General features: G+C 70.1%; 25 protein-coding genes. 13 read left to right on the top strand and 12 right to left on the bottom strand.

The features are described 5' to 3' along the window. Positions 1 to 51: 51 nt before the first annotated feature. A complete protein-coding gene (locus NS3_RS08965) occupies positions 52 to 1119 on the bottom strand; it encodes an NAD(P)H-dependent amine dehydrogenase family protein (protein WP_067856608.1) in 1068 nt (355 codons plus the stop codon). Between the two features lies 1 nt (position 1120). Beyond that, positions 1121 to 1912 carry an SDR family oxidoreductase gene (locus NS3_RS08960; RefSeq protein WP_067856605.1) on the bottom strand — a complete coding sequence of 264 codons (792 nt, stop codon included), beginning with the start codon at positions 1910 to 1912 and terminating at the stop codon, positions 1121 to 1123. A gap of 127 nt (positions 1913 to 2039) precedes the next feature. On the opposite strand from NS3_RS08960, the gene NS3_RS08955 reads away from it, so the two are divergent. After that, complete coding sequence (locus tag NS3_RS08955) at positions 2040 to 2915, top strand: helix-turn-helix domain-containing protein (RefSeq protein ID WP_245649529.1); 876 nt, start codon at positions 2040 to 2042, stop codon at positions 2913 to 2915. Between the two features lie 95 nt (positions 2916 to 3010). Further along, entirely contained in the window at positions 3011 to 3883 is an 873-nt protein-coding gene (locus NS3_RS08950; protein ID WP_067856602.1) for an alpha/beta fold hydrolase, read from the top strand. Positions 3884 to 4012: 129 nt separating this feature from the next. Here NS3_RS08950 and NS3_RS08945 read toward each other — a convergent pair whose 3' ends face one another. From NS3_RS08945 to NS3_RS08930, 4 genes are all read right to left on the bottom strand, one after another. Beyond that, positions 4013 to 5692 (bottom strand): MDR family MFS transporter, encoded by a 1680-nt coding sequence (locus NS3_RS08945; protein ID WP_157101252.1) that lies wholly within the window; start codon positions 5690 to 5692, stop codon positions 4013 to 4015. Positions 5693 to 5729: 37 nt separating this feature from the next. After that, positions 5730 to 6257, bottom strand: coding sequence for a MarR family winged helix-turn-helix transcriptional regulator (locus tag NS3_RS08940; protein WP_067856595.1), 528 nt, complete (start codon positions 6255 to 6257; stop codon positions 5730 to 5732). Positions 6258 to 6417: 160 nt separating this feature from the next. Beyond that, the gene (locus tag NS3_RS08935) at positions 6418 to 7218 is read right to left on the bottom strand and encodes a crotonase/enoyl-CoA hydratase family protein (RefSeq protein ID WP_067856592.1); all 801 of its coding nucleotides are present in this window, start codon (positions 7216 to 7218) and stop codon (positions 6418 to 6420) included. 115 nt (positions 7219 to 7333) lie between these two features. Beyond that, a complete protein-coding gene (locus NS3_RS08930; RefSeq protein WP_307609502.1) occupies positions 7334 to 7960 on the bottom strand; it encodes a MarR family winged helix-turn-helix transcriptional regulator in 627 nt (208 codons plus the stop codon). A gap of 391 nt (positions 7961 to 8351) precedes the next feature. Between NS3_RS08930 and NS3_RS08925 the strand changes: the two genes are divergently transcribed. From NS3_RS08925 to NS3_RS08915, 3 genes are all read left to right on the top strand, one after another. Continuing rightward, positions 8352 to 9716 (top strand): MFS transporter, encoded by a 1365-nt coding sequence (locus NS3_RS08925; RefSeq protein ID WP_245649535.1) that lies wholly within the window; start codon positions 8352 to 8354, stop codon positions 9714 to 9716. Between the two features lie 110 nt (positions 9717 to 9826). Continuing rightward, positions 9827 to 11344, top strand: coding sequence for an aldehyde dehydrogenase (gene adh, locus NS3_RS08920; RefSeq protein ID WP_067856586.1), 1518 nt, complete (start codon positions 9827 to 9829; stop codon positions 11342 to 11344). Continuing rightward, positions 11344 to 11748 (top strand): DUF779 domain-containing protein, encoded by a 405-nt coding sequence (locus NS3_RS08915; protein WP_067856583.1) that lies wholly within the window; start codon positions 11344 to 11346, stop codon positions 11746 to 11748. Before adh ends, NS3_RS08915 begins: the two co-directional genes overlap by 1 nt. 4 nt (positions 11749 to 11752) lie before the next feature. On the opposite strand, the gene NS3_RS08910 is transcribed toward NS3_RS08915, so the two are convergent. After that, on the bottom strand, positions 11753 to 12643 hold the full coding sequence (locus tag NS3_RS08910) for a universal stress protein (RefSeq protein ID WP_067856580.1): 891 nt from the start codon (positions 12641 to 12643) through the stop codon (positions 11753 to 11755). A 259-nt stretch (positions 12644 to 12902) separates the two neighbouring features. On the opposite strand from NS3_RS08910, the gene NS3_RS08905 reads away from it, so the two are divergent. Next, positions 12903 to 13379, top strand: coding sequence for a hypothetical protein (locus tag NS3_RS08905; protein ID WP_157101243.1), 477 nt, complete (start codon positions 12903 to 12905; stop codon positions 13377 to 13379). On the opposite strand, the gene NS3_RS28955 is transcribed toward NS3_RS08905, so the two are convergent. Then, entirely contained in the window at positions 13339 to 13500 is a 162-nt protein-coding gene (locus NS3_RS28955) for a hypothetical protein (RefSeq protein WP_157101242.1), read from the bottom strand. The two genes, NS3_RS08905 and NS3_RS28955, sit on opposite strands and share 41 nt — an antisense overlap. A gap of 233 nt (positions 13501 to 13733) precedes the next feature. Between NS3_RS28955 and NS3_RS08900 the strand changes: the two genes are divergently transcribed. Continuing rightward, entirely contained in the window at positions 13734 to 14543 is an 810-nt protein-coding gene (locus NS3_RS08900) for a DUF72 domain-containing protein (protein ID WP_067856568.1), read from the top strand. A 217-nt stretch (positions 14544 to 14760) separates the two neighbouring features. After that, positions 14761 to 15372, top strand: a complete 612-nt coding sequence (locus tag NS3_RS08895; RefSeq protein ID WP_218018204.1) for a nucleoside deaminase — start codon at positions 14761 to 14763, stop codon at positions 15370 to 15372. Between the two features lie 13 nt (positions 15373 to 15385). Here the strand turns inward: NS3_RS08895 and NS3_RS08890 are convergent, their stop codons facing one another. Then, a complete protein-coding gene (locus tag NS3_RS08890; RefSeq protein ID WP_067856565.1) occupies positions 15386 to 15736 on the bottom strand; it encodes a hypothetical protein in 351 nt (116 codons plus the stop codon). 188 nt (positions 15737 to 15924) lie between these two features. Here NS3_RS08890 and NS3_RS08885 point away from each other — a divergent pair, with 188 nt between their 5' ends. Then, positions 15925 to 17376 (top strand): SMP-30/gluconolactonase/LRE family protein, encoded by a 1452-nt coding sequence (locus NS3_RS08885; protein ID WP_067856881.1) that lies wholly within the window; start codon positions 15925 to 15927, stop codon positions 17374 to 17376. 67 nt (positions 17377 to 17443) lie between these two features. Here the strand turns inward: NS3_RS08885 and NS3_RS08880 are convergent, their stop codons facing one another. Both NS3_RS08880 and NS3_RS08875 read right to left on the bottom strand, forming a co-directional pair. Then, positions 17444 to 18487 (bottom strand): alpha/beta hydrolase, encoded by a 1044-nt coding sequence (locus NS3_RS08880; protein ID WP_245649528.1) that lies wholly within the window; start codon positions 18485 to 18487, stop codon positions 17444 to 17446. 57 nt (positions 18488 to 18544) lie between these two features. Next, entirely contained in the window at positions 18545 to 19417 is an 873-nt protein-coding gene (locus tag NS3_RS08875) for a universal stress protein (RefSeq protein WP_067856558.1), read from the bottom strand. A 213-nt stretch (positions 19418 to 19630) separates the two neighbouring features. Between NS3_RS08875 and NS3_RS08870 the strand changes: the two genes are divergently transcribed. From NS3_RS08870 to NS3_RS08855, 4 genes are all read left to right on the top strand, one after another. Further along, on the top strand, positions 19631 to 20983 hold the full coding sequence (locus tag NS3_RS08870) for a TIGR01777 family oxidoreductase (protein WP_067856556.1): 1353 nt from the start codon (positions 19631 to 19633) through the stop codon (positions 20981 to 20983). Positions 20984 to 21037: 54 nt separating this feature from the next. Beyond that, a complete protein-coding gene (locus NS3_RS08865) occupies positions 21038 to 21559 on the top strand; it encodes a hypothetical protein (protein WP_245649527.1) in 522 nt (173 codons plus the stop codon). 212 nt (positions 21560 to 21771) lie between these two features. Further along, complete coding sequence (locus tag NS3_RS08860) at positions 21772 to 22326, top strand: copper chaperone PCu(A)C (RefSeq protein WP_067856550.1); 555 nt, start codon at positions 21772 to 21774, stop codon at positions 22324 to 22326. Beyond that, a complete protein-coding gene (locus NS3_RS08855) occupies positions 22313 to 23527 on the top strand; it encodes a Dyp-type peroxidase (RefSeq protein WP_067856548.1) in 1215 nt (404 codons plus the stop codon). The genes NS3_RS08860 and NS3_RS08855 overlap by 14 nt, the downstream gene beginning before the upstream one ends. Positions 23528 to 23703: 176 nt before the next feature. Here the strand turns inward: NS3_RS08855 and NS3_RS08850 are convergent, their stop codons facing one another. Then, a complete protein-coding gene (locus NS3_RS08850) occupies positions 23704 to 24723 on the bottom strand; it encodes an NAD(P)H-dependent flavin oxidoreductase (protein WP_067856545.1) in 1020 nt (339 codons plus the stop codon). Between the last annotated feature and the right edge of the window lie 185 nt (positions 24724 to 24908).

Here is a 24908-nt window from a genome sequence, read left to right as displayed (position 1 = left end):
TCTCGCACATCGGCACGCCCGCGAAACGAACATCGACTCCCCGACCGGGGATCAGTGCGCCGCGGGTGCGGTGATCAGCGGGATCTGCGCGGCGGTCAGGATGCCCGGCGCCGCGGCGACCACCGCGGGCACCGCGTTCACGATCCGCATGGCGGTGCCGACCAGGGTGGCGTAGTTGTGGTCGCCGTTGCGGCTGGAGGCCACCAGATCCAGCGCGTAGGACGGCTCGCCGGTGATCCGCACCTGGTAGCAGCCCTCCGGGTGGGTGGGCTGCGGCCACTGCGGGCACAGGTCCGAGCGCAGCCGGGTGACATGCTCGAGCACCGTGACCGCTCGGTCTCCCACCATGCCGCGCACCTCGAAGCGCAGTGCGGCGGCGCTGCCCGCCGCGATGTGCCCGGTCGCGATGTCGAAGGACTCCGGCGCGGGCGCGCGCTCGTAGGTTTCGGTGACCGCGTCCAGTTCGACCCCGATCCCGGCGGCCAGCTGGCGCACCACGCTGCCCCAGGCCAGCGAGAGCACGCCGGGCTGCAACAGCACGGGTGTCTCCTCCAGCGGACGGCCGAAGCCCATGATGTCCATCATGACCGCGCGGTTGTCATAGCTGGCGTAGTCGACGATCTCCAGGCAACGCACCTGCTCCACCGACAGGCAGGTGCCGGTGAGTGCCAGCGGCAGCAGGTCGTTGGCGAAACCGGGATCGATGCCGTTGACCCACAGCGTGGATCCGCCCGCGGCCGCGGCTTCCTCGACAGGACGCAGCAGTTCGTCCGGCAGCACGCCGTAGGGGTACTGGAAGAAGACCGGCGCGCAGGCCACCACATCGATTCCGGCACGCAGGATGCTCGCGAGTTCCTGCACCGCCTCGAACAGGCGGTTGTCGGTCATGACGCAGTAGACGACGCAGTCCGGTCGCGCCGCGAGCAGCGCGTCGGTGTCGGTCGTCGCCGCGACGCCGACCGGGTCGGGTAGGCCGGCCAGGGTGGCGGCGTCCACCCCGGCCTTGGCATCGGAGCTGACCCGCACGCCGACGAGGTCGAGGTCGGGGTGGACGAGGATGCCGGCCAGGGCGTGCCGCCCCACATTGCCGGTACCGAAGAGTGCTACGCGAATTGTCATGTCACAGATCCGGGATCGGGAGTTCGAGGTTGGGTGCGATCAGTCCGCCGTCGGCCTCCAACACCTTGCCGGTGAGGTAGGCGCCCGCGGGCGAGGCCAGGTAGACGGCGGCCGCGGCGATGTCCTCCGGGGCGCCGAGCCTGCGCAGCGGAGTGCGCTTTTCGAGCTCGCCACGCATCCCGGGATCGTCGGCGACGATCTCGAGGGCCGAGGTGTGGATGGCGCCGGGCGCGATGGCGTTCACCCGGATTCGCGGGTTCAGGTCCAGCGCGGCCAGCCGGGTGTAATGCGCGAGCGCGGCCTTCGCGGTGCCGTAGGCGGCGAAGGCGCGGCCGGGGAGTCTGCCCATGGCCGAGGTGATGTTGATGATCGACCCGCTGCCCGCGCCGGCCAGGATGTGCGGCACGGCGGCGCGGGTGAGCGCGTGCGCGGTGCCGACATTGAAGTCGAACGCCGCCGTCAGGGCCTTCGGGGTCAGATCCAGCAGCGGAGTGGGCGGGGCTCCGCCGACGTTGTTGACCACGATGTCCAGCCGGCCGAACCGGGCGGCCGCGGCGTCGGCGAGCGCGGCCACAGCGTCCAGATCGCGCAGATCCGCCGCGACCACGTGGGCCTGCCTGCCTGCCTCGGTGACCTGCTGGGCCACTGCCTGCAACTGGTCCTCGGTGCGTGCCGAGATCAGCACGTCCGCACCCGCCTCCGCGAAGGCGAGGGCGATGGCGGCACCCAGACCGCGGCCCGCACCGGTGACGACGGCGACCTTGCCGTCCAACCGGAACCGATCGAGAATCATGCCCCTCCTCGGTGTCGATAACACTGATGTCGAATATTCGACAGATGATTGACTAATATTCGACATGGTACGAACCAATGCGTGCGAAACACAAGGGATCGCGCGCAATTCGCCTCCGGAGGTCACCGTGGATCGCTCGCCCTCGCCACCCACCCGGCGGGTGCTGGATGTGCTCACCCTGCTGGCCGACGCCCACGAACCGCTGCCGGTGGCCGCGGTGGCCGACCGGCTCGGGCTGGCCCGCGCCACGGTGACCGCCATCCTGGCCGAACTGGACGCTGCGGGCTGGGCACAGCGCGACGCCGAACGCCGCTACCGGCTCGGGCCCGCCCCCGCGGCACTGCTCGGCGGCCCTGCGCCGGAGGGCCCCCCGAAAGCCGCGGTCGCCGACGCGCTCGCCACCCTGGTGGCCCGCACCGGCGCCGGCGCCACCCTGAGCCGGGTGGACAGCGACGGCCTCACAGTGCTGGCGGTGCGCCACGGACCGAACCGCGACATCACCGGAGTTCCCCTGGGACATCGCATTCCGGTCCGCTACCCGGCGGGCGCGGCGGTACTGCCGTGGCGTCCGGAGGCCGAACTGCGGCGCTGGCTGGCCGGCGCGCCGGATGCCGCACGATCGGGCGCCGCCGCCCTGCCCGCGCTGGTCCGGGAGCGCGGGGTCGCGGTGTTCGGACCGCGCCCCGAAGACGCCGATACCGTGGAACTGCTGGCCGATCTGCTCACCGCGCTAGGACCGCAGATGCTCGAGCCGCGCTTGCGCACCCGGACCCTGCGTAGCCTGAGCGAGCTCACCGCGCGGCCGTACACCGCCGACGACCTGGACTCACCGGATCCGCTGCCGCTCAGCTACCTGGCGGCGCCGGTGTTCGACGAAGGTGTGGCGACGCACGAGGTGCAATTGGGGCCGTTGCGCTCGGCGGCGACGCGCGCGGAGCGCGACGAGTACGTGGCGGCGACCACGGCCGCGGCGCAACAGATCAGCGCGGCAATCGCATCCTGAGCATCGGCCACCCCGATCCCGGCGATCGATCCGGTCGCAGTCGCAGTCGCCCCCTGGAGCGATGAATTCTCCCCACGCGCGCCGTCCACAGTGACATGAAGACCACACATGTTCTGGAAATCGCTGCGGTCGACCTCGTCTACGACGTGCGAGGCCCGCTGCCCACCGCGGATGGGCTCCCACCGCTGATGATGATCGGCCAGCCCATGGACGCCACGGGCTTCCGAGCCCTGGCCGACCGATTCCCCGATCGCACCGTCGTCACCTACGACCCGCGTGGGCTCGGCCGCAGCAAGCGCAAGGACGACCGGATCGACCATACGCCGTCGACGCAGGCCGAGGATGTGCACGAGGTCATCGCGGCCCTCGGCGCGGGTCCTGTGGAGATGTTCGCCAGCAGCGGCGGCGCGGTCACCGCACTGGCTCTGGTGGCCGCCCACCCGGGCGACGTGACGACACTGGTGGCACACGAGCCGCCGATGCTCCCGCTGCTCCCCGACGCCGCGGCCGCCGAGCGCGCCTTCGCCGAGGTACGCGATGCCTACCAGGCCAAGGGCTTCGGTGCCGGAATGGCCGCCTTCCTCGTGATGACATCGTGGCAGGGCGAGTTCACCGAGGACTATTTCGCCCAGCCTGCCGCGGATCCGGCCATGTTCGGGATGCCGACGGAGGACGACGGCTCCCGTGACGACCCGCTGTTGTCCGACCGCTCCCGCGCTGTGAGCGGCTACCACCCCGACATCGCGGCGCTGGCCGCGGCGCCGACCCGGGTGGTGATCGCGGTCGGCGAGGAAACCGGGAACACCCTGACCGCTCGGACCTCGCACGCGGCCGCCGCGCTGCTCGGACAGCAGGCCACCGTGTTCCCCAGCCACCACGGCGGTTTCATGGACGGCGAGTTCGGCTATCCGGGGCAGCCCGACGCGTTTGCCCGGACTCTGCGAGAGGTACTGAGCGCGGCCCGCTGACCGCTGGGCCGGCCCAGATCGGCCGACGGACCGAGTTCAGCCGTGTTCGGTCAGGTCACGATGGTGTCCGAACACGGGCCGGTCACCACCGTCGACCGGCCCGGTCACGCTCGGCCCGGGAATACGCACTCACGGCGTCTTCGTTGCCGTTCGCGTGGCAGACCTGCTGTTCGACGCCTGAGCCGACGCCTCCTCGACCAGCTCGGCCGGGGTGGCGGGCGCCTCGGCCAGTTCCACTTCGATGTCGGTGATCGCCTCGTCCTGTACCTGCGGGCGGTCTCCTGCCTGCGGGCGCATCGGATCGTCGGCGGGATCGATGTCGATCGTGGTGCGCAGCGGGCGGTTCGGCAGCACCAGCGTCGCGAGCAATGCGACGAAGGTGGCGACCGCGGCGAACAGGAACAGCCGTCCCGTGGCGTCACCGTAGGCGGCCCGGATGACCGCGAGTACCGGTTCGGGCAGTGCCTTCATATCGAGGTTGCCGCCACCGGAGGAACCCGCGGGCACCCCCAGCTTCGCCAGGCCGTCGGCCGAGAGGTCCGCGACGCGGGTCGCCAGCACCGAACCCAGCACCGACACACCGATCGCGCCGCCGAAGGTCCGGAAGAAGGCGACACTGCTCGAGGCCGCACCGATGTTCTGCACGCTGACGGTGTTCTGCACGGCCAGCACGAGATTCTGCATCATCATGCCGGTGCCCATGCCGACGATGGTGATGTAGATGCCCACCAGCCACAGGTCGGTGGCGTGGTCGATGGTCGCCAGCAGCGAGAAGCCCACCACCATGAGCGCCGCGCCCGCGATCACGAAGCCCTTCCACTTGCCGAAGCGGGTGATCAGCTGACCGGATACCACCGAGGCGACCAGCATGCCGCCCACCATCGGGATGGTCAGGATGCCCGCGACGGTCGGCGAGTAGGCCCGCGCGGTCTGGTAGTACTGCCCCAGGAAGGTGGTGGCGCCGAACATGCCGATGCCGACGGCGATGGAGGCGATGATGGCCAGGCCGGTGGTCCGCTCGGTGACGATCTTCAGCGGGATGATCGGGGCCTTCGCCCGCGATTCCACCCACACCGTGGCAGCCAGCAGCAGCAGGCCCGCACCGACGTAGAGCGCGGTCTCCTTCGACACCCAGCCGTAGTAGCCCGCCTTACCCGCGAACGACACCCAGATCAGCAGCACCGACACACCCGCGGTGAGCAGCGTCGCGCCCAGCCAGTCGATAGAGACGTCCTGCTTGCGCTCGGTGGGCAGCCGCAGCGTGCGTTGCAGCAGCAACAGCGCGATCACGGCCAGCGGCACGCAGACGAAGAAGGTCCAGCGCCAGCCCAGCGGGCTGTCGACGATCACGCCGCCCAGGATCGGGCCGCCGGACATCGACACGGCCATGACCGCGCCCATGTAGCCGGAGTAGCGGCCGCGCTCACGCGGGGCGACGATCGAGCCGATGATGGCGACCACCAACGCGGTCAGACCGCCCATGCCGATGCCCTGGATCACCCGGGCCACCAGCAACAGATCGACATTGTGCGCGCAGCCCGCCAACACCGAACCCGCCACGAAGATGACGATCGAGGACTGGACGAGCAGCTTCTTGTTGAACAGGTCGGCGAGCTTGCCCCAGATCGGGGTCGAGGCCGCGTTCGCCAGCAGCGCCGTGGTGATCACCCAGGCGTAGGCGGTCTGCGAACCCTGCAGATCGCCGATGATGGTCGGCAGCGCGTTCGCGACGATGGTGGTGCTGAGCAACGCGGTGAAAAGCGCGGCCAGCAGACCCGTCATCGCCTCGAGCACTTCGCGATGGGTCATCGCGGCGGGATCGGATCGTCTCACCGTCTCCACTGAACTAGACATCTACTTCCTGACTTTCTTTCGTCACCGGCCTGCCCTCGCCCGCGAGGGTGCGGTGTGCGTGCTCTGTCTGTGCGTGCTCGAACTGCGCATACTCGGTCAACGAGGTTCTGAGCTTGTGCATCGCCGCGCAGGCGCGTTCCGCGTCGGCCTCGTCCCATTCGGCGAGAATCGCTTGCAGCCCCTGCGCACGGGAGGCGCTGATGCGCGCGAGCAGCGCGCGCCCGGAGTCGGTGACCCGGATCAGGGTGGCGCGTCCGTCACTGGGATCGGGCGAACGCGCGATATAGCCCGCGGCGACCAGTTCGGTGACGTGCCTGCTCAGCGCGGAGGCACTGATGCACAGATCGACCGCCAGATCGCCCTGCCGACACGATTCGCGAGCATCGAGGGTGCCGAGCACCCCGATCGCACCGGGTAGCAGCATGCTCTCGTCGGGATGCGTCAGCGCACCCCGTACAGCCCGGCCGATCAGATAGAACTCCTTGATCAGATTCCGGGCTGTTTCGGTCGACACCGACATCGGTGACCTCCACGGATTGATTGGTTGCAGTAAGCAACTATATTTTAGTTGCTTTCGCTAATCAAATAGTTCATAACGGACATCACACGACCGCCCCGTCGCTCATTGAGCGACGGGGCGGCGACAAGCAGAAAGGCGGCGGGCGAGGCCGGCGCGCCGGTCAGCGACCGGTGAATCGGGGCGGGCGCTTGTCGAGCATCGCGGCGACCGCCTCGTGATGATCCTCGGTGGTGTGCGCGATCGCCTGCATGGCCGCGGACAGCTCCAGCAGCGACTCGAGGCGCTGATGCTGCCCCTCACGGATCAGTCGCTTGGTCATCCGCAACACGTGCGGCGGGTTCACCGCGACCCGCGCGGCCAGCGCCAGAGCGGTGGCGAGCAACTCCTCCCCCGGCACCACCCGAGACACCAGACCCCATTCGAGCGCGGTGGCCGCGTCGATGGCATCACCGGTGAAGGCCATCTCACTGGCCCTGGCCATGCCGATCGCGCGCGGCAGCAACCAGGCGCCGCCGTCGCCGGGGATCAGCCCGACCTTGACGAAGCTCTCCGCGAAGACGGCTTTGTCGGCGGCGATGCGCATGTCGCACATCAGCGCGAGATCACAGCCCGCGCCGATGGCCGGGCCGTTGACCGCGGCGATGGTCGGGATCTCACAGTCGTACAACGCCTTCGGGATGCGCTGGATGCCGTGCCGATAGCCGGGACGCAGATCGGCAGGCCCGCCGCCGAACATGCCCGCGCGATCACGCATGTGCTTGATGTTGCCGCCGGAGGAGAACGCCGGGCCCGCGCCGGTGAGGATCGCCACCCGCACCTCCGGGTCGGCCTCGGCCGTGGCGATCGCCGCCTCCAGCGCCTCGATCGTCTCCGGCTCGGAGATCGGATTGCGCGCGGACGGATTGTTCAACGTCCACACCACGATCGCGCCGTGACGTTTGACGAGGACGGGCTCATTCATGGGCACCCCTACCGGTTCGGCCTGCCTGCGGATACGCGCCCGGCGACCGGCGCTCCCGGCCCCGCGGCCGCGTCAGGATAACGCGCAGGCGCCGTGTCACCCGGTCGCATGGGCCTCACCAGGGCTGCTCGGCGTCCGGCGACTCGGTGTGGTCATCCGCGGAGCCGGCACGAACATCCGGGCGCGGCCAGGGGCGCTGATCCAAGCGCTCGAGCCCGGTGTTGAACCGGCGCAGGTAGTCGGCGAAGGCCGCGACGTCCTCCGGGGACCAGTCCGCGAGGGCGCGACCCAACGCCCGGATATTGCGCGCCCGCACCTCCTCGAGCCGGGCCGTGCCCTCGTCGGTGATGCGGAACTTGCGGGCCAGCCCGCCGTCGGGGTCGGGAATCCGCTCGATCAGGCCCGCACCCATCATGGCGGTGGTCTGGCGGTGCAGAGTGGAGGTGTCCAGGCCGAACGCGTCGCTGAGCTCGCCGACCGACATCGGCCCCTGCATCCGCACCCGATGCAGCACGATGTAGGCGCTGCGATCGAGCAGGCCGCCCCGGCGCGAGATGCCGGCCAGGCTGTGGCGACCGAGCAGCATCGTCTCGAACTCGACCGCATCGGTGGGCGCGCCCGTGGATGTACCGGCCGCCGCATGCCCCACCACCCTGCCGCCTCTCCCCTCGGCGTCGTTGCTCGCGTGATCGCTCACGGCGTCGTCCGACACCGCGCCGTCCTCGCTCGGGCCGCCTCCCATCTGCACCTTCCCTGCCGTGTCGTATCCGGATGTATCGTCGCGCACCACACCGCCGCGCGTCGCGCTTTCCTGCTGCGCGCCACCGGGGTTCGAGTATCTCGCTCTCGGTCCACACACCTCCGCCGCGTTCCCGCCGAGCGGACCGGCAGACGACCGGGGCCCGCGCGAGCCACGACGCACGAGCGCCAGGCCGGCCGAGATTACGCCCGCTGCCCCCGGTTACGCCATTCACCAGCCATTTTGCACTATGCAATTCGTGTGTATCCTGCATCGGTCGCGTCTACGCGCACGCTCGGCTCGTCGTGAGGAGATCCCGGTGCCCCCAGCAACCCACGGGCGCAGCGAATTCGTCGTCGCCGCGCTCGCCGCGGGCGGGATCGTCGCCGCGCTGATGCAGACCCTGGTCGTGCCCCTCATCGGTGAACTGCCACGCATCCTGAACACCTCCGCGTCCAACGCCTCGTGGGTGATCACGGTGACCCTGCTGGTCGGCGCGGTGGCCACACCGATCACCGGTCGCCTCGGCGATCTCTACGGCAAGAAGCGCTTGCTGCTGATCTGTGCGATCCCGCTGTTCATCGGCCCCCTGGTATGCGCGGCCTCCTCGTCGGTGCTGCCGATGATCGTCGGCCGCGGACTGCAGGGCATCGGCGCGGGCATCATCCCGCTGGGCATCAGCGTCATGCGCGACGCACTGCCCGCCGAACGCCTGGGCAGCTCCATCGCGGTGATGAGCGCCTCGCTGGGGATCGGCGGCGCGCTCGGCCTGCCGATCTCGGCCGCGGTCGTGCAGTACACCAGCTGGCGGATCATGTTCCTCGGCGTCGCTGTGCTGGTCGCGATCGTCGCCGCGGGTGTGTGGTTCCTGGTGCCGAACGCGGAGCCGAAGGGCATCGGCGGTTTCGACCCGCTCGGCGCGCTCGGCATCGGCATCACCCTGGTGTGCCTGCTGCTGGCGGTGTCCAAGGGCGGCGACTGGGGCTGGACCGGCACCGTCACCCTGAGCCTGTTCGCGGTCGCCGCCGTAGCCCTGGTCTGCTGGCTGTGGTGGGAACTGCGCCTGGACGACCCGCTGATCGACCTGCGGGTCGCCGCGCGACGCCCGGTCCTGCTGACCAATGTCGCCTCGGTCGTGATCGGCTTCGGCATGTACGCGCAAGCGCTGATCCTGCCGCAACTGCTGCAGCTGCCCACCGCGACCGGATACGGGCTCGGGCAGTCCATGCCGGCGATGGGTCTGTGGATGTTCCCCGGTGGTCTGGTCATGATGGCCGTCTCGCCGATCGGCGCCCGCGTCTCGGCGCGCTACGGCCCGAAGATCACCCTCATCGCAGGCAGCCTGGTGATCGCGCTCGGCTACGGCATCTCGATGTTCCTCATGGGCTCCGCGCCCGGCCTGCTGGTGGTGACATGCGTGTCCAGCGCGGGCGTCGGCCTGGCCTACGGCGCGATGCCCGCTTTGATCATGTCCTCGGTGCCGCTGTCGGAGACCGCCTCGGCCAACAGCGTCAACACCCTCATGCGCTCGATCGGCACCACCACCTCGGCCGCGGTGATCGGCGTGGTACTCGCGCAGATGACCACGCAGTTCGCCGGGCACACCATCCCGACCGAGGCCGGCTTCCGCACCGGTCTGCTGCTCGGCTGCGGTGTCGCCGTGGTCGCGGCGCTGGTCGCCGTGGGAATCCCCAGCCGTCGCGCGACCGTAGCGGCCGCCCCTGCGCACACCGGCGAACCCGCTCCCAGCCGGGCCTGACGACGCGCCCGCCCTCGGTTCAACGTTTCGCCAACCCTCGCCGGGCATAGTGAGCCGCATCACGGTCACGCACCGTGGATGCATCCGGACTCAGCGAGGAGTGACCCGCCATGATCTATGCCAAGCCGGGAACCGAGGGCAGCGTCGCCGACTACGCCGCCCGCTACGACAACTTCATCGGCGGCGACTGGAAGCCGCCGGTGGAGGGACGCTACTTCGAGAATTCCTCGCCGGTCGACGGTCAGGTGTTCACCGAGGTCGCCCGTTCCTCGGCCGCCGACGTCGAGCTGGCTCTCGACGCCGCGCACGGCGCCGCCGACGCCTGGGGAGCCACCTCGGCGAGCGAGCGCGCCAACATCCTCAACAAGATCGCCGACCGGATCGAGGCCAACCTCGAATCCCTCGCCGTGGCCGAGACCTGGGAGAACGGCAAGCCGGTCCGCGAGACCCTGGCCGCCGACCTGCCGCTGGCCGTCGATCACTTCCGGTACTTCGCCGGAGCGGTGCGCGCCCAGGAAGGCGGCATCAGCGAGGTCGACAGCGACACGATCGCCTACCACTTCCACGAGCCGCTCGGCGTGGTCGGCCAGATCATCCCGTGGAACTTCCCGATCCTGATGGCCACCTGGAAGCTGGCCCCGGCGCTGGCCGCCGGTAACGCGGTGGTGCTCAAGCCCGCCGAGCAGACCCCGGCCTCCATCCTGAAGGTCGTCGAATTGATCGCCGACCTGCTGCCGCCCGGCGTGCTCAACGTGGTCAACGGTTTCGGTATCGAGACCGGCAAGCCGCTGGCGTCGAGCCCGCGAGTGGCGAAGGTCGCCTTCACCGGCGAGACCACCACGGGCAGGCTGATCATGCAGTACGCCAGTGAGAACATCATCCCGGTCACCCTCGAGCTCGGCGGCAAGAGCCCCAACATCTTCCTGCCCGACGTGACCGCCGCCGACGACGCCTACCTCGACAAGGCCGTCGAAGGTTTCGTGATGTTCGCGCTCAACCAGGGCGAGGTCTGCACCTGTCCCTCGCGCGCGCTGATCCACTCCTCCATCTACGACGAGTTCATGGCCCGCTGCGTCGAGCGCACCAAGGCCATCGTCAGCGGAAACCCGCTCGACGACGCCACCATGATCGGTGCCCAGGCCAGCAACGACCAGTACGAGAAGATCCTGTCCTACATCGACATCGGCCGCCAGGAAGGGGCGGAGATCCTCACCGGCGGCGGGCCGCGCAAGGTCGACAACCTCGAGGGCGGCTACTACGTCGAGCCGACCATTTTCAAGGGCCGCAACGACATGCGCATCTTCCAGGAGGAGATCTTCGGCCCGGTCGTCTCGGTCACCACCTTCGACACCGTCGAGGAGGCCATCTCGATCGCCAACGACACCCTCTACGGCCTGGGCGCGGGCGTGTGGACGCGCGACATGAACACCGCCTACCGGCTCGGACGCGCCATCAAGGCAGGCCGGGTGTGGACCAACTGCTACCACGCCTACCCCGCGCACGCGGCCTTCGGCGGCTACAAGAAGTCCGGCATCGGCCGGGAGAACCACAAGATGATGCTCGACCACTACCAGCAGACCAAGAACCTGCTGGTGAGCTACTCGCCGGACAAGCTCGGATTCTTCTGATGCCCGAACGCATCGAGCGGGTCGCGTTGACCGAGGCCGCGACCGAACTGCTGACGCGGCTGACCGCACAGCACGGCCCGCTCATGTTCCACCAGTCCGGCGGATGCTGCGACGGCAGCGCGCCGATGTGCTACCCGCGCGGAGAGTTCCGCGTCGGCGCCTCCGACGTGCTGCTCGGTGAGGTGGGCGGCGACATCCCGTTCTGGATGAGCGCCGACCAGTACGAGTACTGGAAACACACCCATCTCACCGTCGACGTGGTGCCCGGCCGCGGCAGCGGATTCTCGGTGGAGGCGCCCGAGGGTGTGCGCTTCCTCCTGCGCTCGCGGCTGCTCACCGACGACGAGGTCGAACATCTGGCGGACCAGCCGCCGTCCACCGGCGCGGGTTACGTGGCCGGCTGAGCGCTCAGCGCCGGCGGACCACCGTGATCGGGCACTCCACGGTGTGGATCAGCGCGTTGCTGGTCGAGCCGAGCAGCATGCCGGTGAAGCCGCCGCGGCCGTGACTGCCCACCACCACCTGCTGCGCGTCCGCGGAGGCGTCCAGCATCGAACGCACCGGACGGTTCGCCACCACGATCCGGCGAACCTCCACATCCGGGTAACGTTCGGCGTACCCCGCCAGCCGTTCCGCCAGCAGCGCCTCCTCGTCGGCGGCGATGGCCTCCCAGTCGACGATGCCGAGCTCCAGGCTGTTGGTGTCGCTCCAGGAATGCAGCGCGATCAGCCCGACGCCGCGCCTGCTCGCCTCCTCGAAGGCGTAATCGACCGCGTCCACGCTGTTCTCGGTGCCGTCGACACCCACCAGGATCGGCTTGCCCGCCCACTGGTCGGCGCCCGCCGCGGTCTCGTGCACGACGGTGACCGGGCACTGCGCGTGCCGGGTCACCGCGGTGCTCACCGAACCGAGCAGCCCGCGCCGGAACGCCCCGAGCCCCCGTGAGCCGACCACGATCATCCTGACCCGCTCCGAGTAGGCCAGCAGCGAGGGAATGATGAAGTCGAACGTCGCCTCGGTGGTGATCTTCAGGTCGGCCGGGGCGGATACCGCGAGCTGCCCGCGCACCTCGGCGACCAGGCGCTCACCTTCGGCCTGCAGCAACTCCAGCTCGGTCACCGGCAGGGTGAGGCCGGTACCGTAGCCGGTGCTCACCGCCACCGAGGTGAGCAGATGCAGCGTGCTGCCGTGCAGCGCCGCCTCGGCCGCGGCCCACACCGCCGCCTGGCGCGAACTCTCCGAACCGTCCACCGCGGCGACAACCACCGGTTCGATCGACTTCTCCCGTGTCTCGGCCACCTCGGGTCCCTTCCGTTCCAACGTGTCTGTCCGGGAAACGTCCCGGCCGTGTCCTGCCAGCATGCCCCATCTCGGCCCCGCCGTCGGGCAGCGCCCCGAAGCGAATCACACCGGCGGCACCCACGGCTCACGGCCCGACGAACACCACGGACCAGTGTGCGCAATGCACAGGCAACAGTAATGCAATCGGTCGGCAACCGGCTTCTGATGATCTCTGCGAATGTACGAATCCTGCTGCAGCCCATACGATATCGCGCACGTGCTCAGAGCCCGCTACGGTCTGCCGGTCGACCTCGAAAGCCACCGGCCGACGCTCGTCTGCGGGGCACGCGTCGGGGCGATCGACATCCCCGCGCAGATGGCTGTCCCGGTACTCGACGCACTGACGACCGCCGCGACGACCGAAGAGATATCCGCGCCGGTGATCCGCAATCCGCGTGACACCGTGTGGACTTTCCTGATCCGGCCGGTCGGCCCGATCACCGCGGCACAGCAGCGACACCTCGCCGAATGCGGGATCACCGTGCGGGCGCGCGGACGCCGGGTGATCCTGCCGGTCACCGACAGCGGATTCGGATGGCGCTGGGTCGGCGAACCCACTCCCGGCCGACTGCGGCTACCCCAGCGGGCGACGATCCTGGCAACGATCGATCGGATGGGCGGCGCCGACGAGGATCGCCGCCCACCCGATCACGTCAGGCTCCGTGCTTGCGGCGGCGGAACTCCTCGGCGATGAGACGCAGACACGTATCGTGCTCGGTCTCACCGGGATGAGCCTCGCGCCGCAGCCGCAACATGGCCTGCGGCAAACCGATGCCCAGCTCACTCGACAGCCGCACGGCATCGACCTTCGGCATTTCTGATCCTCCACGAACTTGTTTGAATTAGAACAGCAACCGTCTCTTCGTACCCGAGAGCGACCTCGGCGAACCCTCGAAAACATCTCGATCACATGAAGGTCGTTCGCGGGCCGGGCGGCAGGAGCGAGGAGAGTCTACGACCACGCCGAAACCCTTCCGCACCGGCCCGTCCCCAAGGGCGACAGCGTTTCCCGAAACCGCCCGATCGCCCGCGGGGGCACCATAGAGGGATGGGTGAGATTCGCATCGGAACCTCGGGCTGGGTGTACCCGCCCTGGCGCGGCGTGTTCTATCCCGAAGGCCTACCGCACAAGAACGAATTGGCCTATTTGGCCGAACGCTTGGACAGCGTCGAGATCAACGGATCGTTCTATTCCCTGCAGCGACCGTCGAGTTACCGACGCTGGGCCGAGCAGACCCCACCGGATTTCCGCTTCGCCGTCAAGGGAAGCCGCTTCATCACCCACATGAAACGCCTGCGCGACGGCCAGGGCCCACTCGCCAACTTCCTCGCCTCCGGCGTCCTGGCCCTCGAGGAGAAGCTCGGCCCCATCCTGTGGCAACTGCCGCCGACCTTCCGCTACGACCCCGCGGCGCTCGCCGGCTTCTTTCGAGCCCTGCCGCGCAGCACCGCGCACGCCGCCGAGATCGCCACCCATCACGACCACCGCGTGGAACACCCGTACACCACCGTCGGCGCCGATCGTCCGATGCGGCACGCGCTGGAGATCAGGCACCCCAGCTTCGAGACCACGCAATTCTGCGATCTGTTGCGCGAGCACCGGATCGGCCTCGTGGTAGCCGACACAGCGGGCGAATACCCCCTCATCGAAGAGGTCACCGCCGATTTCGTCTACGTGCGACTACACGGTCACGAGGAGCTGTACGTCAGCGGATACACCGAGGAAGGGCTGGACATGTGGGCCCGCAAGATCGAGCACTGGGCCGAGAACAACGACGTGTACGCCTATTTCGACAACGACGCCAAGGTGATGGCGCCCCGCGACGCGCTCGCCCTCCGGGAACGACTCGCCGGTTGACAGGCCCCTCCCCTTCCTTGCTCGGTTGGACGGTGTTCGCGGCGACGGTTCTCGCCCACACCGGGCTGGAAATACATAGTTGGATGGCAATATCTCCATATCGGCACTAAATATGAGTCATTGCGGTGACTCACCCTGGTAACTACTCCGCAATCGCCCTCGCCTACCTTGCGAAGGGCGGGTGAACGAACTCGCGCCAACGAGAAGGGACCTCGCCGTGGACCTCGCACACATGCCGCGCTCGTTCGGAGCCACCCTGCCCGACTGGGTGTTCGACGAGCTGGCCCACTCCCCTACCCCACTGCGCACCGACGCGGAGCGCATGGACTTGGCGCTGCGACTGGCCGCGCGCAACCCCCTCGAGGGTTCCGGCGGACCGTTCGCCGCGCTCGTCGTCGACTCTCCCACCGGCGAGATCGTGGCCGCGGGCGTGAATCTCGTCCTGTCCAGTGGGCTTTCCGCCGCGCACGCCGAAGTCACCGCGCTCTCGCTCGCTCAGACCCGCGTCGGCGACTGGGATCTCGGGGCCGCGGGCGCCCCCGACCGCGAGCTCGTCGTGAACTGGCGACCGTGTGCCCAGTGCTACGGGGCGGTCCTGTGGTCGGGCGTGAAACGCCTGGTCATCGCCGGGGAAGGCCCCGAGGTGGAGCAGCTCACCGGCTTCGACGAAGGCCCGATGCGCGAGGACTGGGCCGAACAGTTGCGCCGCCGCGGCATCGAGGTCGTCGTCGGCGTGCAACGCGAGCAGGCCGTGTCGATGTTCGCCGATTACGGGCGCATGGCACTCGAACGCGGCCTCACCGTCTACAACGCCCGCGGCGGCGTCTGATCGCCTACGGCGATCAGGTCCAGAGCACCGCGATCATGACGTTGACGATGCCGAGGCCGCCCGCGGCGTGGGTCATCCAGGGAACGTCCTTGCCCTTCTTGGCGTCCGCGTGTCCGATCTCGGCGAAGGCGGCGACCACGAGGGAGATGACCAACTTGGTGCCGATCTTGGCCATGTCGGGGTCCTTGCCGAGCGAGTCGATCGACTCGGCCAAGCCGACGAGGATCACGCCGGTGACGATCTGAAGGCGCGCGCCCCACACCATCACCTCGTTCACCTTGGGCTGCCCGGCGGCATAACCGCCGATCAACGCCGCGAGGCCGAGGAAGTGGGTGACGACGATCAAGTTGTAGACGACATCCATGGGACCAGAGACTAATGGATCACCACCGTGTCTACTACGTTCAGTAGTGAATTCGTCGCGTCGTTTCGGTGACCAACGGATCGAGCACGACAAGGCCTGAGGCGCAGCAGGATACCTCGGCGCGGTAGCCTGCCTCGGTGCCGGCCGGGGACCGTTCGCCGGACGTCGAGTTGCCGAGGAAGTGGCCGATGCTTCGCCTGAAGACACGTCTGGCTTCGCTCGCGGCCGCGCTGTTCACGGTGGCCGGGCCGGGACCGGCTGCGGCCGCGCCTGCCCTGCCCGCCGTACCCGATGTGGGACCGGCGGGGACCGCGATGATGCACGGTGATCTCGCCTCCACCGATTCCACTCCACATCCGGGTCCGGGGCCCGGCGCCCGGCCGGCGGCGTGGTCGATCCCCGGCGGCGTGTGCGGCGCGACCTTCCTGACCTCCGAGGGCCGGCCGGTGTCGCTGTGCACCGCCGTCGTGGGGCGCGACCCGCTCACGGTGGTCGCGCCCACGGTCGTGATGTTCGACCCGGTCTCGGCGCAACCCGTCGCATCGCTGCAACTGACCAAAGGTGGCCTGCTGGGCGGGATCTACGGCTATCTCGACAGCCGCGACCGGGTGGTGGTCGCCGACGGATCGGGAGCGATCGTGCGGGTCGCGCACCATCGGGATGCCGATGGCGGGACGAGGCTGTTCGTGGACGGACGCATCGACCTGGCCGCGCACCTTTCCGCCGATGACACGGTCACCGGCGTGGCCCCGGATTACCAGGGCCGAATCTGGTTCGCCACGACCGGCGGCGTGATCGGGACCGTCGACGCGGACGGCCGGATCGGCCGCACCCGATTGCCCGACGGGGAGAAACTCACCAACGGCCTGAGCATTCGCCCCGGGGGCGCCTCGGTGCTGACCAGCCGCGCGCTCTACGAGATGGCCGCCGACGACACGGGTGTCCCGCAGATCGTGTGGCGGCGGGACTACGACGCGGGAACCACCCGCAAGCCCGGTCAGCTCGCCGCCGGATCGGGCACCACCCCGACCTATTTCGGGCCGGACGGCGACGGCTGGGTGGCGATCGTCGACGACGCCGAGCCGCCCCAGCTGATCGTCCACCGCACCACCGACGGATCGATCGTGTGCCGTATGCCGGCGTTCGGCAGGTCCGGACAGGGCACCGAGAATTCGCCGATGGCGTGGGGGAACTCGCTGATCGTTCCCAGCACCTACGGTTTCGGCTATCCCCCGAACGCTACCGACGGACCCAGCGATCCGCCGCACGCCGTCTTCACCGGCGGTATGACGCGCATCGATGTCTCCGAGAGCGGTTGCGGGCGGGTGTGGGAAAGCGACGACCGGATGGCCACTCTGCCGAAGCTCTCCCGCGCCGACGGATCGATCCACGCGCTGGCCTATGGTCCGATTCCCGCGCAGGGCGGTGTGCAGCAGGTCGGACCGATCTACTACAGCGCTGTCGATTTCGACACCGGGCAGCGGCGCGCACACGAGCAGGTGGGTTTCGCGCCGCTCGACGAACCGTTGCAGCTCACCGGCACGATCGGATCCGACGGGTCGTTCTGGCAGGGCACCTTCGGGCGGATGCTGAAGATCGTGCCGGAGCGTTCCGTGGGAGCGTCGCAGAGCGCGGGGTGAGCATCGCGGCCATCGCCTCCTTCCCCTGTGCGTGCTCCTCGGGTTGTCCCCGCGGGCGGGCGAGGGGTCAGTCCGCGCCGAGAGCGGCGGCGATCAGCGGCCAGGAGCGGCGGAAGTCCTCCGCCCAGTAGGCCCAGGTGTGCGTGCCGCTGGGACGCAGTTCGAGCGTGGCCGGAATGTTCAACGCGCGCAGCCGGTCCGACAACTGGCGAGCACAGTCGGCGGCGATGGTTTCCAGCGCTCCGCCGATCACCAGTTGGTCGGCGAATTTCTGTGGGTCGCCGTCGGTTCCGGGCGCGTCGAGGGTGTCGTGTTCGCCCGGCAGGCCGGAACCGGCGGACAGATACACGGCGGTGCCGCGCAACTCCTCGGCACGCAAGTAGGGGTCGTTGGCTGCCCACCGGGGGTCCTGTGGCGGTCCCCAGAGGTTGTCCGGGTCGCCACCGCGGATGCGGACCACAGTGTTCACGATCGCGCGTCCGCGCATGTCGCTGGTTCTGGCGCAGCCGCTGTAGGCGCCGATCGCCCGGTAGAGGCCCGGTGCGCCCATGGCGAGCTGGAAGACCGAGGTTCCGGCCATCGAGATTCCCGCGATCGCATTGGCTCCGTTGCCGTGGAAGGCGCTGTCGACGAGCGGCGGCAGTTCTCGGGTCAGGAATGTCGCCCACCGTTGGACGCCCAGCGCCGGGTCCTCGGCGTGCCAGTCGGCGAAATAGCTGGCCTCACCGCCGAGCGGCATCACCAGGTTGACCTGCTCATCGGCGAGAAACGTTGTCACATCGGTCTTCTCGAACCAGTTGCCGCCGTCTTCGCCGCCGGAGATCCCGTTGAGCAGATACACCGTCGGTGCGGGAAGCCGCGGGTCGGGGGCGCTGCGGACACGCACCCGGACGCCGGTGTCCATCGCCGCGGAGTACACGTCGAGTTCGTACTCGCGGCCGGAGTCGAGCACGGTCGCCCGGGAGATGTGCGCGGAAGCTGTTCCGGCGTCGCGACGGACGCCGGAATCGACGGTGTCGGTCGGGCCCGCGACGGCGGGCGTCCCCGTCCCGAACACCACCCCGAGGGCGACGGTGAGAGCCAGGAGCATGCGAACGCGAGGGTCGACCACCCGTCGGAATGTAACGCACCCCGTCCCGGCGCACGAGCGTTCCGGTAGGACCCGGAGTCAGCGCACCACGACCATCGGGCATGCCACGATGTGCAGCAGCGCATTGCTGGTGGAGCCGAGCTGCATGCCGGCGAACCCGCCTCGGCCGCGACTTCCGACGACCAGCAACTGCGCCTGTCTCGCGGCCTCGCGCAGGGCGCGGACCGGGCGGTCGGACACCACGATCCGACGAATCGTCACCTCCGGATAGTCCTGTCCGTACCCGGCCATTCGCTCGGCCAGCACCGCCTCCTCCGCGGTCCGGATCGCCTCCCAGTCGGCTGGAAGGGCGACGGTGCTGGTGTCGCACCAGGAGTGCACCGCGACCAGTTCGACCTCGCGGCGAGCGGCTTCCTCGATGGCGAAATCCACCGCCGCCACACTGTGCGGGCTGCCGTCCACGCCGACGACCACCGGCGCCCGGTGCAAGGCCTCGTCGTCGACGGACCGGTCGGGGATCACCGCCACCGGGCACTTCGCGTGCCGCACCACCGCCGTCGTCACGGATCCGAGCAGGCCGGGCAGGTACGCGCCCGTCCCCCGGCTGCCCAGCGCGATCATGCGCGCCGTGGCCGAGCGCTCCAGCAGGGTGGGGATCACCAGGTCCGCGCAGACCTCGGTGCTGATGTCCAGCTCGGCGTCCACCGCCTCGCGCGCGATCCGCGCGGCCGCGGCGACCAGGCCCTCGCCGTCCACGCGCAGGCGTTCCCGATCGGCCGCCGACAGGAGGCGCGCCGGTCCCGCGCAGTCGTCGATCGAGTTGAGCACGCGCAAAGGGGCGTCGTGTAGTGCGGCGGTCACCGCGGCCCAGGCGGCCGCCTGCCGCGAACTCGGTGAGCCGTCCACCGCCACCAGGATCGGCGCGTGCCCCGGAGTCTCCCGTGCGCTCATACCTTCTCCCATCACGGCTCCTCATCGAACTCGCCTGCTCGCTCGGCCGGGTCGATCGGCTCGGTCCCGCCGGTAGGTCTGGTCACCCCGGGGCCTGTGGTCGAGTCTGCCGCAGTCCGGGGTGTGGCTGCCAGGGACCTCCCCCTTCCCACGATCCGGATCCGATTCCGCCGACCGAGGTTTCGCCGCACCGTTCGCGGCTAGATTCCGGACATGTCCATCGACTGCTCGAGCGTCGTCCCCGGTTCCCGTGACGAGGTCTTCGCCTGGCACGCCAGGCCGGGCGCTTTCACCCGGCTGGCGCCGCCCTGGCAGCCGGTCACACCGATCGCCGAAGCGGATTCACTCGCCGACGGTCGCGCCGTGCTCGGGCTGCCCGGCGGATTGCGCTGGGTGGCCGAGCACGACCCCACCGGCTACGACCCGCCGCGGCGGTTCGTGGATGCCGTGGCCGCCGACGGACTCGCCTCGGCACCGGTCGCACGGTTGCTGCACTGGCGGCACATCCACGAGTTCGAGCAGGTCGACGCCGACCACACCCGCGTGATCGACCGCGTCGACACCTCGATCCCGGCCGTCGCGCTGCGCTCGATGTTCGACTACCGCTACCGCCAGCTCAGCGGCGACCTGCTCGCCCATCGCCGGGCGTCCGAGCACGGCCTCGCCCCGCTGACGGTCGCGGTCACCGGCGCGTCCGGACTGGTCGGCACCGCGCTCTGCGCGTTCCTCGGCACCGGCGGGCATCGGGTGCTGCGCCTGGTACGTCACACCCCGAGCGGTCCCGGCGAACGCCGCTGGGATCCCGATGCCCCCGATGCCGGCCTGCTCGACGGCGTGGACGCGGTGGTGCACCTGGCGGGCGCGACCATCGCGGGGCGCTTCACCGAGGAACACAAACGTGCCGTCGCCGACAGCCGGATCGAGCCCACCCGCGCCCTCGCCGAGCTCGCCGCCCGTACCGGCGTGTCCCGCTTCGTCAGCGCCTCGGCCATCGGCTACTACGGCTACGACCGGGGACAGGAGACCCTCACCGAGGACGCCGAGCGCGGCCACGGTTTCCTCGCCGATCTCGTCACCGACTGGGAAGCGGCGACCCGTCCCGCCGAGGAGGCGGGAATCCGCACGGTGCGGGTCCGCACGGGCATCGTCCTCTCGCCACGCGGCGGCACCCTGCGCCTGCTGCGACCGCTGTTCGGCGCCGGTCTGGGCGGGCGGATCGGCAGCGGCGAGCAGTGGTTCTCCTGGATCGGGCTCGACGACATGGTCGACATCTACCACCGTGCCCTCTGGGACGACACGCTGTCCGGACCGGTCAATGCGGTCGCCCCGAACCCGGTGCGCAACAGCGAGTTCACCCGTGTGCTGGCACGGGTCATGCATCGCCCGGCCCTGCTCCCGGTGCCCGGCTTCGGACCCGCGCTGCTGTTGGGCACTGAAGGCGCGCGCGAGCTCGCCGCCGCCGATCAGCGCGTGCTGCCCAGCCGGCTGGTCGCCGCCGGGCACTCGTTCCGGCATCCGGAACTCGAGGACGCGCTGCGTCACATGCTCGGTCGAACGGGGAGCTGAGACAGAGCCCGACCTCACCCCGCCCGATCTACGACGCCGGGTAGTATGCATGGCGTGCGGACGGCGGTTCACGAGGGAGCAGCGGCGGCGCGCGGTGCGCTCGTCGGGGCGGCCGCCGGAGCCGTCAGCCTGGCTGCCCATCCGCTCGGCGGCGGGACCGTTCATCTCTCGCAGGCGGCGCTCGTCCAATTGATCGGCGCGTGCGCGGCCGTCGGTGTCGCCGCGGGGTCGCGGCGGGGCCGGGTCGGCCGGGTCGAACTGGTGGCGTTGCTGGCCGCCGGGCAGGGCATCGGTCACGCGGCACTGACCGTCGGCCACCCGCATTCCGCGCACCTGACGCCCGCCATGGTGGTCGCCCATCTGGTGGCGATGCTGTGCGCGGCGCTGCTGATCCGGGGGGCGGAGGCCGGACTTCTCGCGGCCGCGTCCAGCGTGCGCCGCGCCTTGGCCGCGCTTGCCGGCGTGTTTCGGTGGCAGTACGCGCCGGTCGTGCTCGTCGGCGCGGAGCCGGCGGTCCGATCCGGGCGGTTGCTGTCCGGTGGAGCGGGGACCCGCGGACCTCCGCGGCGACGTTGAGTTCTTCTCGATGAAGGACGAGGCCGCCGGCGCGTCGTAGTGGCCGGATCGTGCGCCCGTCTTCATGCCATCGACGCCCGTTGCGCGTCGTCACCTTTCACGGATGCCCTCACCGGCGCCTGCGCGGTCCTGCCACGCGGGACGCCAGCGCCCCTGCCACGCGGGACGCCTGTGCGTCGTGCCACACCTGAACTCGAACGGAGTCCCCTCCCATGATCAAGCGATCCCTGCACCGTCGCGTCGCCGGCCTCGCCGTCGTCGCGATCGCCCCCTTTCTGCTCAACGCCTGCTCCGGCGACAGCTCGCCCGCCGATACCCCCGCGGCCGAGGAAGTCACCATCGAGGACCAGTGGATCAAGGCCGCCGACAGCGGTATGTCCGCCGCTTTCGGCGTGCTCACCAATGCCGGCGACAGCGAACTGACCATCGTGTCGGCCACCAGCCCGGCCTCCGAACGCGTGGAACTCCACGAGGTCGTGGTGGACGCGTCCGGCGTCACCACCATGCGCGAGAAGGACGGCGGCTTCGTCGTGCCCGCGGGCAGCACCTTGACGCTGGCGCCCGGTCGCGAACACATCATGTTCATGGGCCTCAACGGCCCGCTGCGCACCGGTTCGGAAGTGCCGGTGACGCTGTCCTTCGGCGACGGCTCGACCACGACGTTCACCGCGCAGGTCCGCGACTTCGCGGGCAACCAGGAGAATTACGTGCCCAATTCCGGTCACGGCGCCCCGGCGGCTCCGGCGACCCCTGATGACGGTGCCTGAGCGCGAACAGGCGCGGGGCTGGTCACGACGGCGGCTGCTGGGAGCGGGCGCCGTCGCGGCAGGTGCGGCAGGCGCTGCCGGGCTCGGGGCGGGAGCTCTCGCGCGCGGAAGCAGCGAGAGCGCGGCGCCCTCGGCTGCGGCGACCGAACCGTTCCACGGCGAGCACCAAGCCGGGATCGCCACCCGGCCGCAGCGTCATGCCACCTTCCTGGCCGTCGACCTGCGCCCCGGCCTCGACCGCGACGACATCATCGGCCTGCTGAAGATCTGGACGGTCGATGCCGCTCGCCTGACCGGGGGCGAACCCGCCCTCGCCGACACCGAACCGGAACTGGCGGCCCGCCCCGCGCGGCTCACCATCACGGTCGGTTTCGGCCCGGGGGTGTTCACCGCCGCCGGGCTCGATCACCACCGGCCCGCCTGGTTGGGACCACTGCCGCCGTTCTCCATCGACCGGCTCGATCCGGCGTGGTGCGACGGCGACCTGCTCCTCCAGGTCTGCGCCGAGGAAGCCACCACCGTCGCCCACGCGGTCCGGGTGCTCTCCCGCAGCGTCACCTCCCTGGTCACCGTGCGCTGGGTGCAACGCGGCTTCCGCGACGCCGAGCCCGGCCGGACCCCACGCAATCTCATGGGGCAAGTCGACGGAACGGTCAACCCCGCGCCCGGCGTGGAATTCGACCGGCTGGTGTGGGACGACGGTTCGGCGACCCCGTGGCTGGCAGGCGGCACCTCACTGGTGCTGCGCCGCATCGCGATGAACCTCGACACCTGGGACCAGATCGACCCGGCCGGACGCGAACTCACCATCGGCCGCACGCTCGCCACCGGCGCCCCGCTGACCGGCACGAACGAGTTCGACGACCCCGACCTGGCCGCTGTCGACTCGTTAGGCATCCCGGTCATTCCACCGTCGTCACACGTCGCACGTGCCAGGCGCACCCACCCCGGCGAGCAGTTCCTGCGACGCGGCTACAACTACGACGACGCGCCCGGCCCGGGCCAGATCTCCAACTCCGGCCAGCTGTTCACCGCCTACCAGCGCGACCTGCACACCCAATTTCTCCCCGTGCAGGCACGCCTGGCGGAGTTCGACGCCCTCAACGAGTGGACGACCCCCATCGGGTCCGCGGTGTTCGCACTGCCTCCGGGCGTGCGAGAGCCGGGCGGGTACCTCGGACAGACCCTCTTCGAGACCTGACCGAGGCGGGTGGTCGGCACCTCTCCTCACCGCCCGGCCACCCCGCGCGCTCGGCTCTGCCGTCTGTCGATGGGCGGCTCCGGTCCGATCCGGTGACGAATCGGACCGATCATCGTCGACTGCTGTGCGCGGCGACGCCGCACCGACGCGCTCGGCCGGGACCGGTCCGAGGCAGGTCAGCTGCCGATCGGAGTTCGGGGTGCGAGCAATTCGGCCGCCCCGCGGCACCAGCCGTCGAGCACCCGCGCGACGGGTTCGACGGCGGTGACCAACCCGACGCCCTGCCCCGCGTCGACCGGCAGCACCCGGGGATCGTCGGCGGCGATCCCGGCACGCAGGGTGTCCCGGGCGCCCGCGTCGGCGCGCAAGGCGTCTTCGTGTCCGGTCCAGGCGGTGACGAAATCGTTGCGCAGCACCCGCGACGGGAAATGGGCAGGCCACGGGTAGCCCAGGGCGACGTCGACAGCGGTGGTCACCACGGTGTCGGCGCCGTCGGCGGCGAGCATCGCCTGGCGACCGGTGGCCGACAGCGAGGATTCGGCGCACGCCGCCAGGGCGGTGCCGATCCACGCGCCGCCCGCACCGGCGGCGAGCACCGCGGCCAGGCTCGCGGCGGAACCGATCCCACCCGCGGCCAGCACCGGGATGTCGACGGCGGCGAGCACCGCGTCCAGCAGCGGCACGGTGGCCATCTCGATCGCGCCGTGTCCGCCGCCCTCGAGCCCGCGGGCGACGAGGACCTCGACTCCGGCGTCGGCGGCACGACGGGCGTGGTCGGCGGTGAACACCTGGGTCGCGGTGCGGATGCCGTGCTCCCGTACGCGCGCGGCCCAGGACAGGTCCTCGCCGAAGGAGATCGCGATCAGCGCGGGGCGGGCAGCGATGGCAATCTCCAGCAACTCGGGGCGACGAGCGACGACCCAGTCGACGAGGCCGATGCCGAACGGGCCGGTGACCGGCTCGGTGTGGGCGAGTTCGCGGCGCAGGGCATCGCCTGTCGCGGCGCTGCCCATGCCGATCATGCCGAGTCCGCCCGCCGCGGTGACCGCCGCGGCCAGCCGGCCTCCGGCCACCCCGCCCATGGGTGCGTTCACGACCGGAACGCGCAGGCCGAGCGCACGCGACCACGGCGTGACGAGGGCCGGTTCGACGGCGGAGCCTGGCGGGAACTGTGCGGTCTCATCAGCGATCGGCATGGCTCCATGCCAACACAGCCGGGATCGACCGAGGTGAGCGGGTCCGACTGCCCCCAGCGGCACCGCGAATGTGTGACAGAACACGAATCCGGGTTCACTTTCGGCTATTGTCCTGTACCAGAGCAACCGCTCGACGGGACATCGACGACGCCGGCCCGGCCGTGCTTCGTCGTATCCCGGCTAGG

Origin of the sequence: Nocardia shimofusensis NBRC 100134 (assembly GCF_001613125.1) — a bacterium.
GTDB lineage: Bacteria > Actinomycetota > Actinomycetes > Mycobacteriales > Mycobacteriaceae > Nocardia > Nocardia shimofusensis.
The sequence above is the reverse complement of the archived record's forward strand: the minus strand, read 5'-3'. Positions and strand labels throughout refer to the sequence as shown.

Excerpts from the sequence above, each read along its gene's own strand:
- NS3_RS08965 (WP_067856608.1), bottom strand. The coding sequence starts at position 1,119 with ATGACAATTCGCGTAGCACTCTTCGGTACCGGCAATGTGGGGCGGCAC.
- NS3_RS08960 (WP_067856605.1), bottom strand. The coding sequence starts at position 1,912 with ATGATTCTCGATCGGTTCCGGTTGGACGGCAAGGTCGCCGTCGTCACC.
- NS3_RS08950 (WP_067856602.1), top strand. The coding sequence starts at position 3,011 with ATGAAGACCACACATGTTCTGGAAATCGCTGCGGTCGACCTCGTCTAC.
- NS3_RS08945 (WP_157101252.1), bottom strand. The coding sequence starts at position 5,692 with ATGACCCATCGCGAAGTGCTCGAGGCGATGACGGGTCTGCTGGCCGCG.
- NS3_RS08940 (WP_067856595.1), bottom strand. The coding sequence starts at position 6,257 with ATGTCGGTGTCGACCGAAACAGCCCGGAATCTGATCAAGGAGTTCTAT.
- NS3_RS08935 (WP_067856592.1), bottom strand. The coding sequence starts at position 7,218 with ATGAATGAGCCCGTCCTCGTCAAACGTCACGGCGCGATCGTGGTGTGG.
- NS3_RS08930 (WP_307609502.1), bottom strand. The coding sequence starts at position 7,960 with ATGGGAGGCGGCCCGAGCGAGGACGGCGCGGTGTCGGACGACGCCGTG.
- NS3_RS08925 (WP_245649535.1), top strand. The coding sequence starts at position 8,352 with ATGCAGACCCTGGTCGTGCCCCTCATCGGTGAACTGCCACGCATCCTG.
- adh (WP_067856586.1), top strand. The coding sequence starts at position 9,827 with ATGATCTATGCCAAGCCGGGAACCGAGGGCAGCGTCGCCGACTACGCC.
- NS3_RS08915 (WP_067856583.1), top strand. The coding sequence starts at position 11,344 with ATGCCCGAACGCATCGAGCGGGTCGCGTTGACCGAGGCCGCGACCGAA.
- NS3_RS28955 (WP_157101242.1), bottom strand. The coding sequence starts at position 13,500 with ATGCCGAAGGTCGATGCCGTGCGGCTGTCGAGTGAGCTGGGCATCGGT.
- NS3_RS08900 (WP_067856568.1), top strand. The coding sequence starts at position 13,734 with ATGGGTGAGATTCGCATCGGAACCTCGGGCTGGGTGTACCCGCCCTGG.
- NS3_RS08890 (WP_067856565.1), bottom strand. The coding sequence starts at position 15,736 with ATGGATGTCGTCTACAACTTGATCGTCGTCACCCACTTCCTCGGCCTC.
- NS3_RS08885 (WP_067856881.1), top strand. The coding sequence starts at position 15,925 with ATGCTTCGCCTGAAGACACGTCTGGCTTCGCTCGCGGCCGCGCTGTTC.
- NS3_RS08875 (WP_067856558.1), bottom strand. The coding sequence starts at position 19,417 with ATGAGCGCACGGGAGACTCCGGGGCACGCGCCGATCCTGGTGGCGGTG.
- NS3_RS08870 (WP_067856556.1), top strand. The coding sequence starts at position 19,631 with ATGTCCATCGACTGCTCGAGCGTCGTCCCCGGTTCCCGTGACGAGGTC.
- NS3_RS08860 (WP_067856550.1), top strand. The coding sequence starts at position 21,772 with ATGATCAAGCGATCCCTGCACCGTCGCGTCGCCGGCCTCGCCGTCGTC.
- NS3_RS08855 (WP_067856548.1), top strand. The coding sequence starts at position 22,313 with ATGACGGTGCCTGAGCGCGAACAGGCGCGGGGCTGGTCACGACGGCGG.
- NS3_RS08850 (WP_067856545.1), bottom strand. The coding sequence starts at position 24,723 with ATGCCGATCGCTGATGAGACCGCACAGTTCCCGCCAGGCTCCGCCGTC.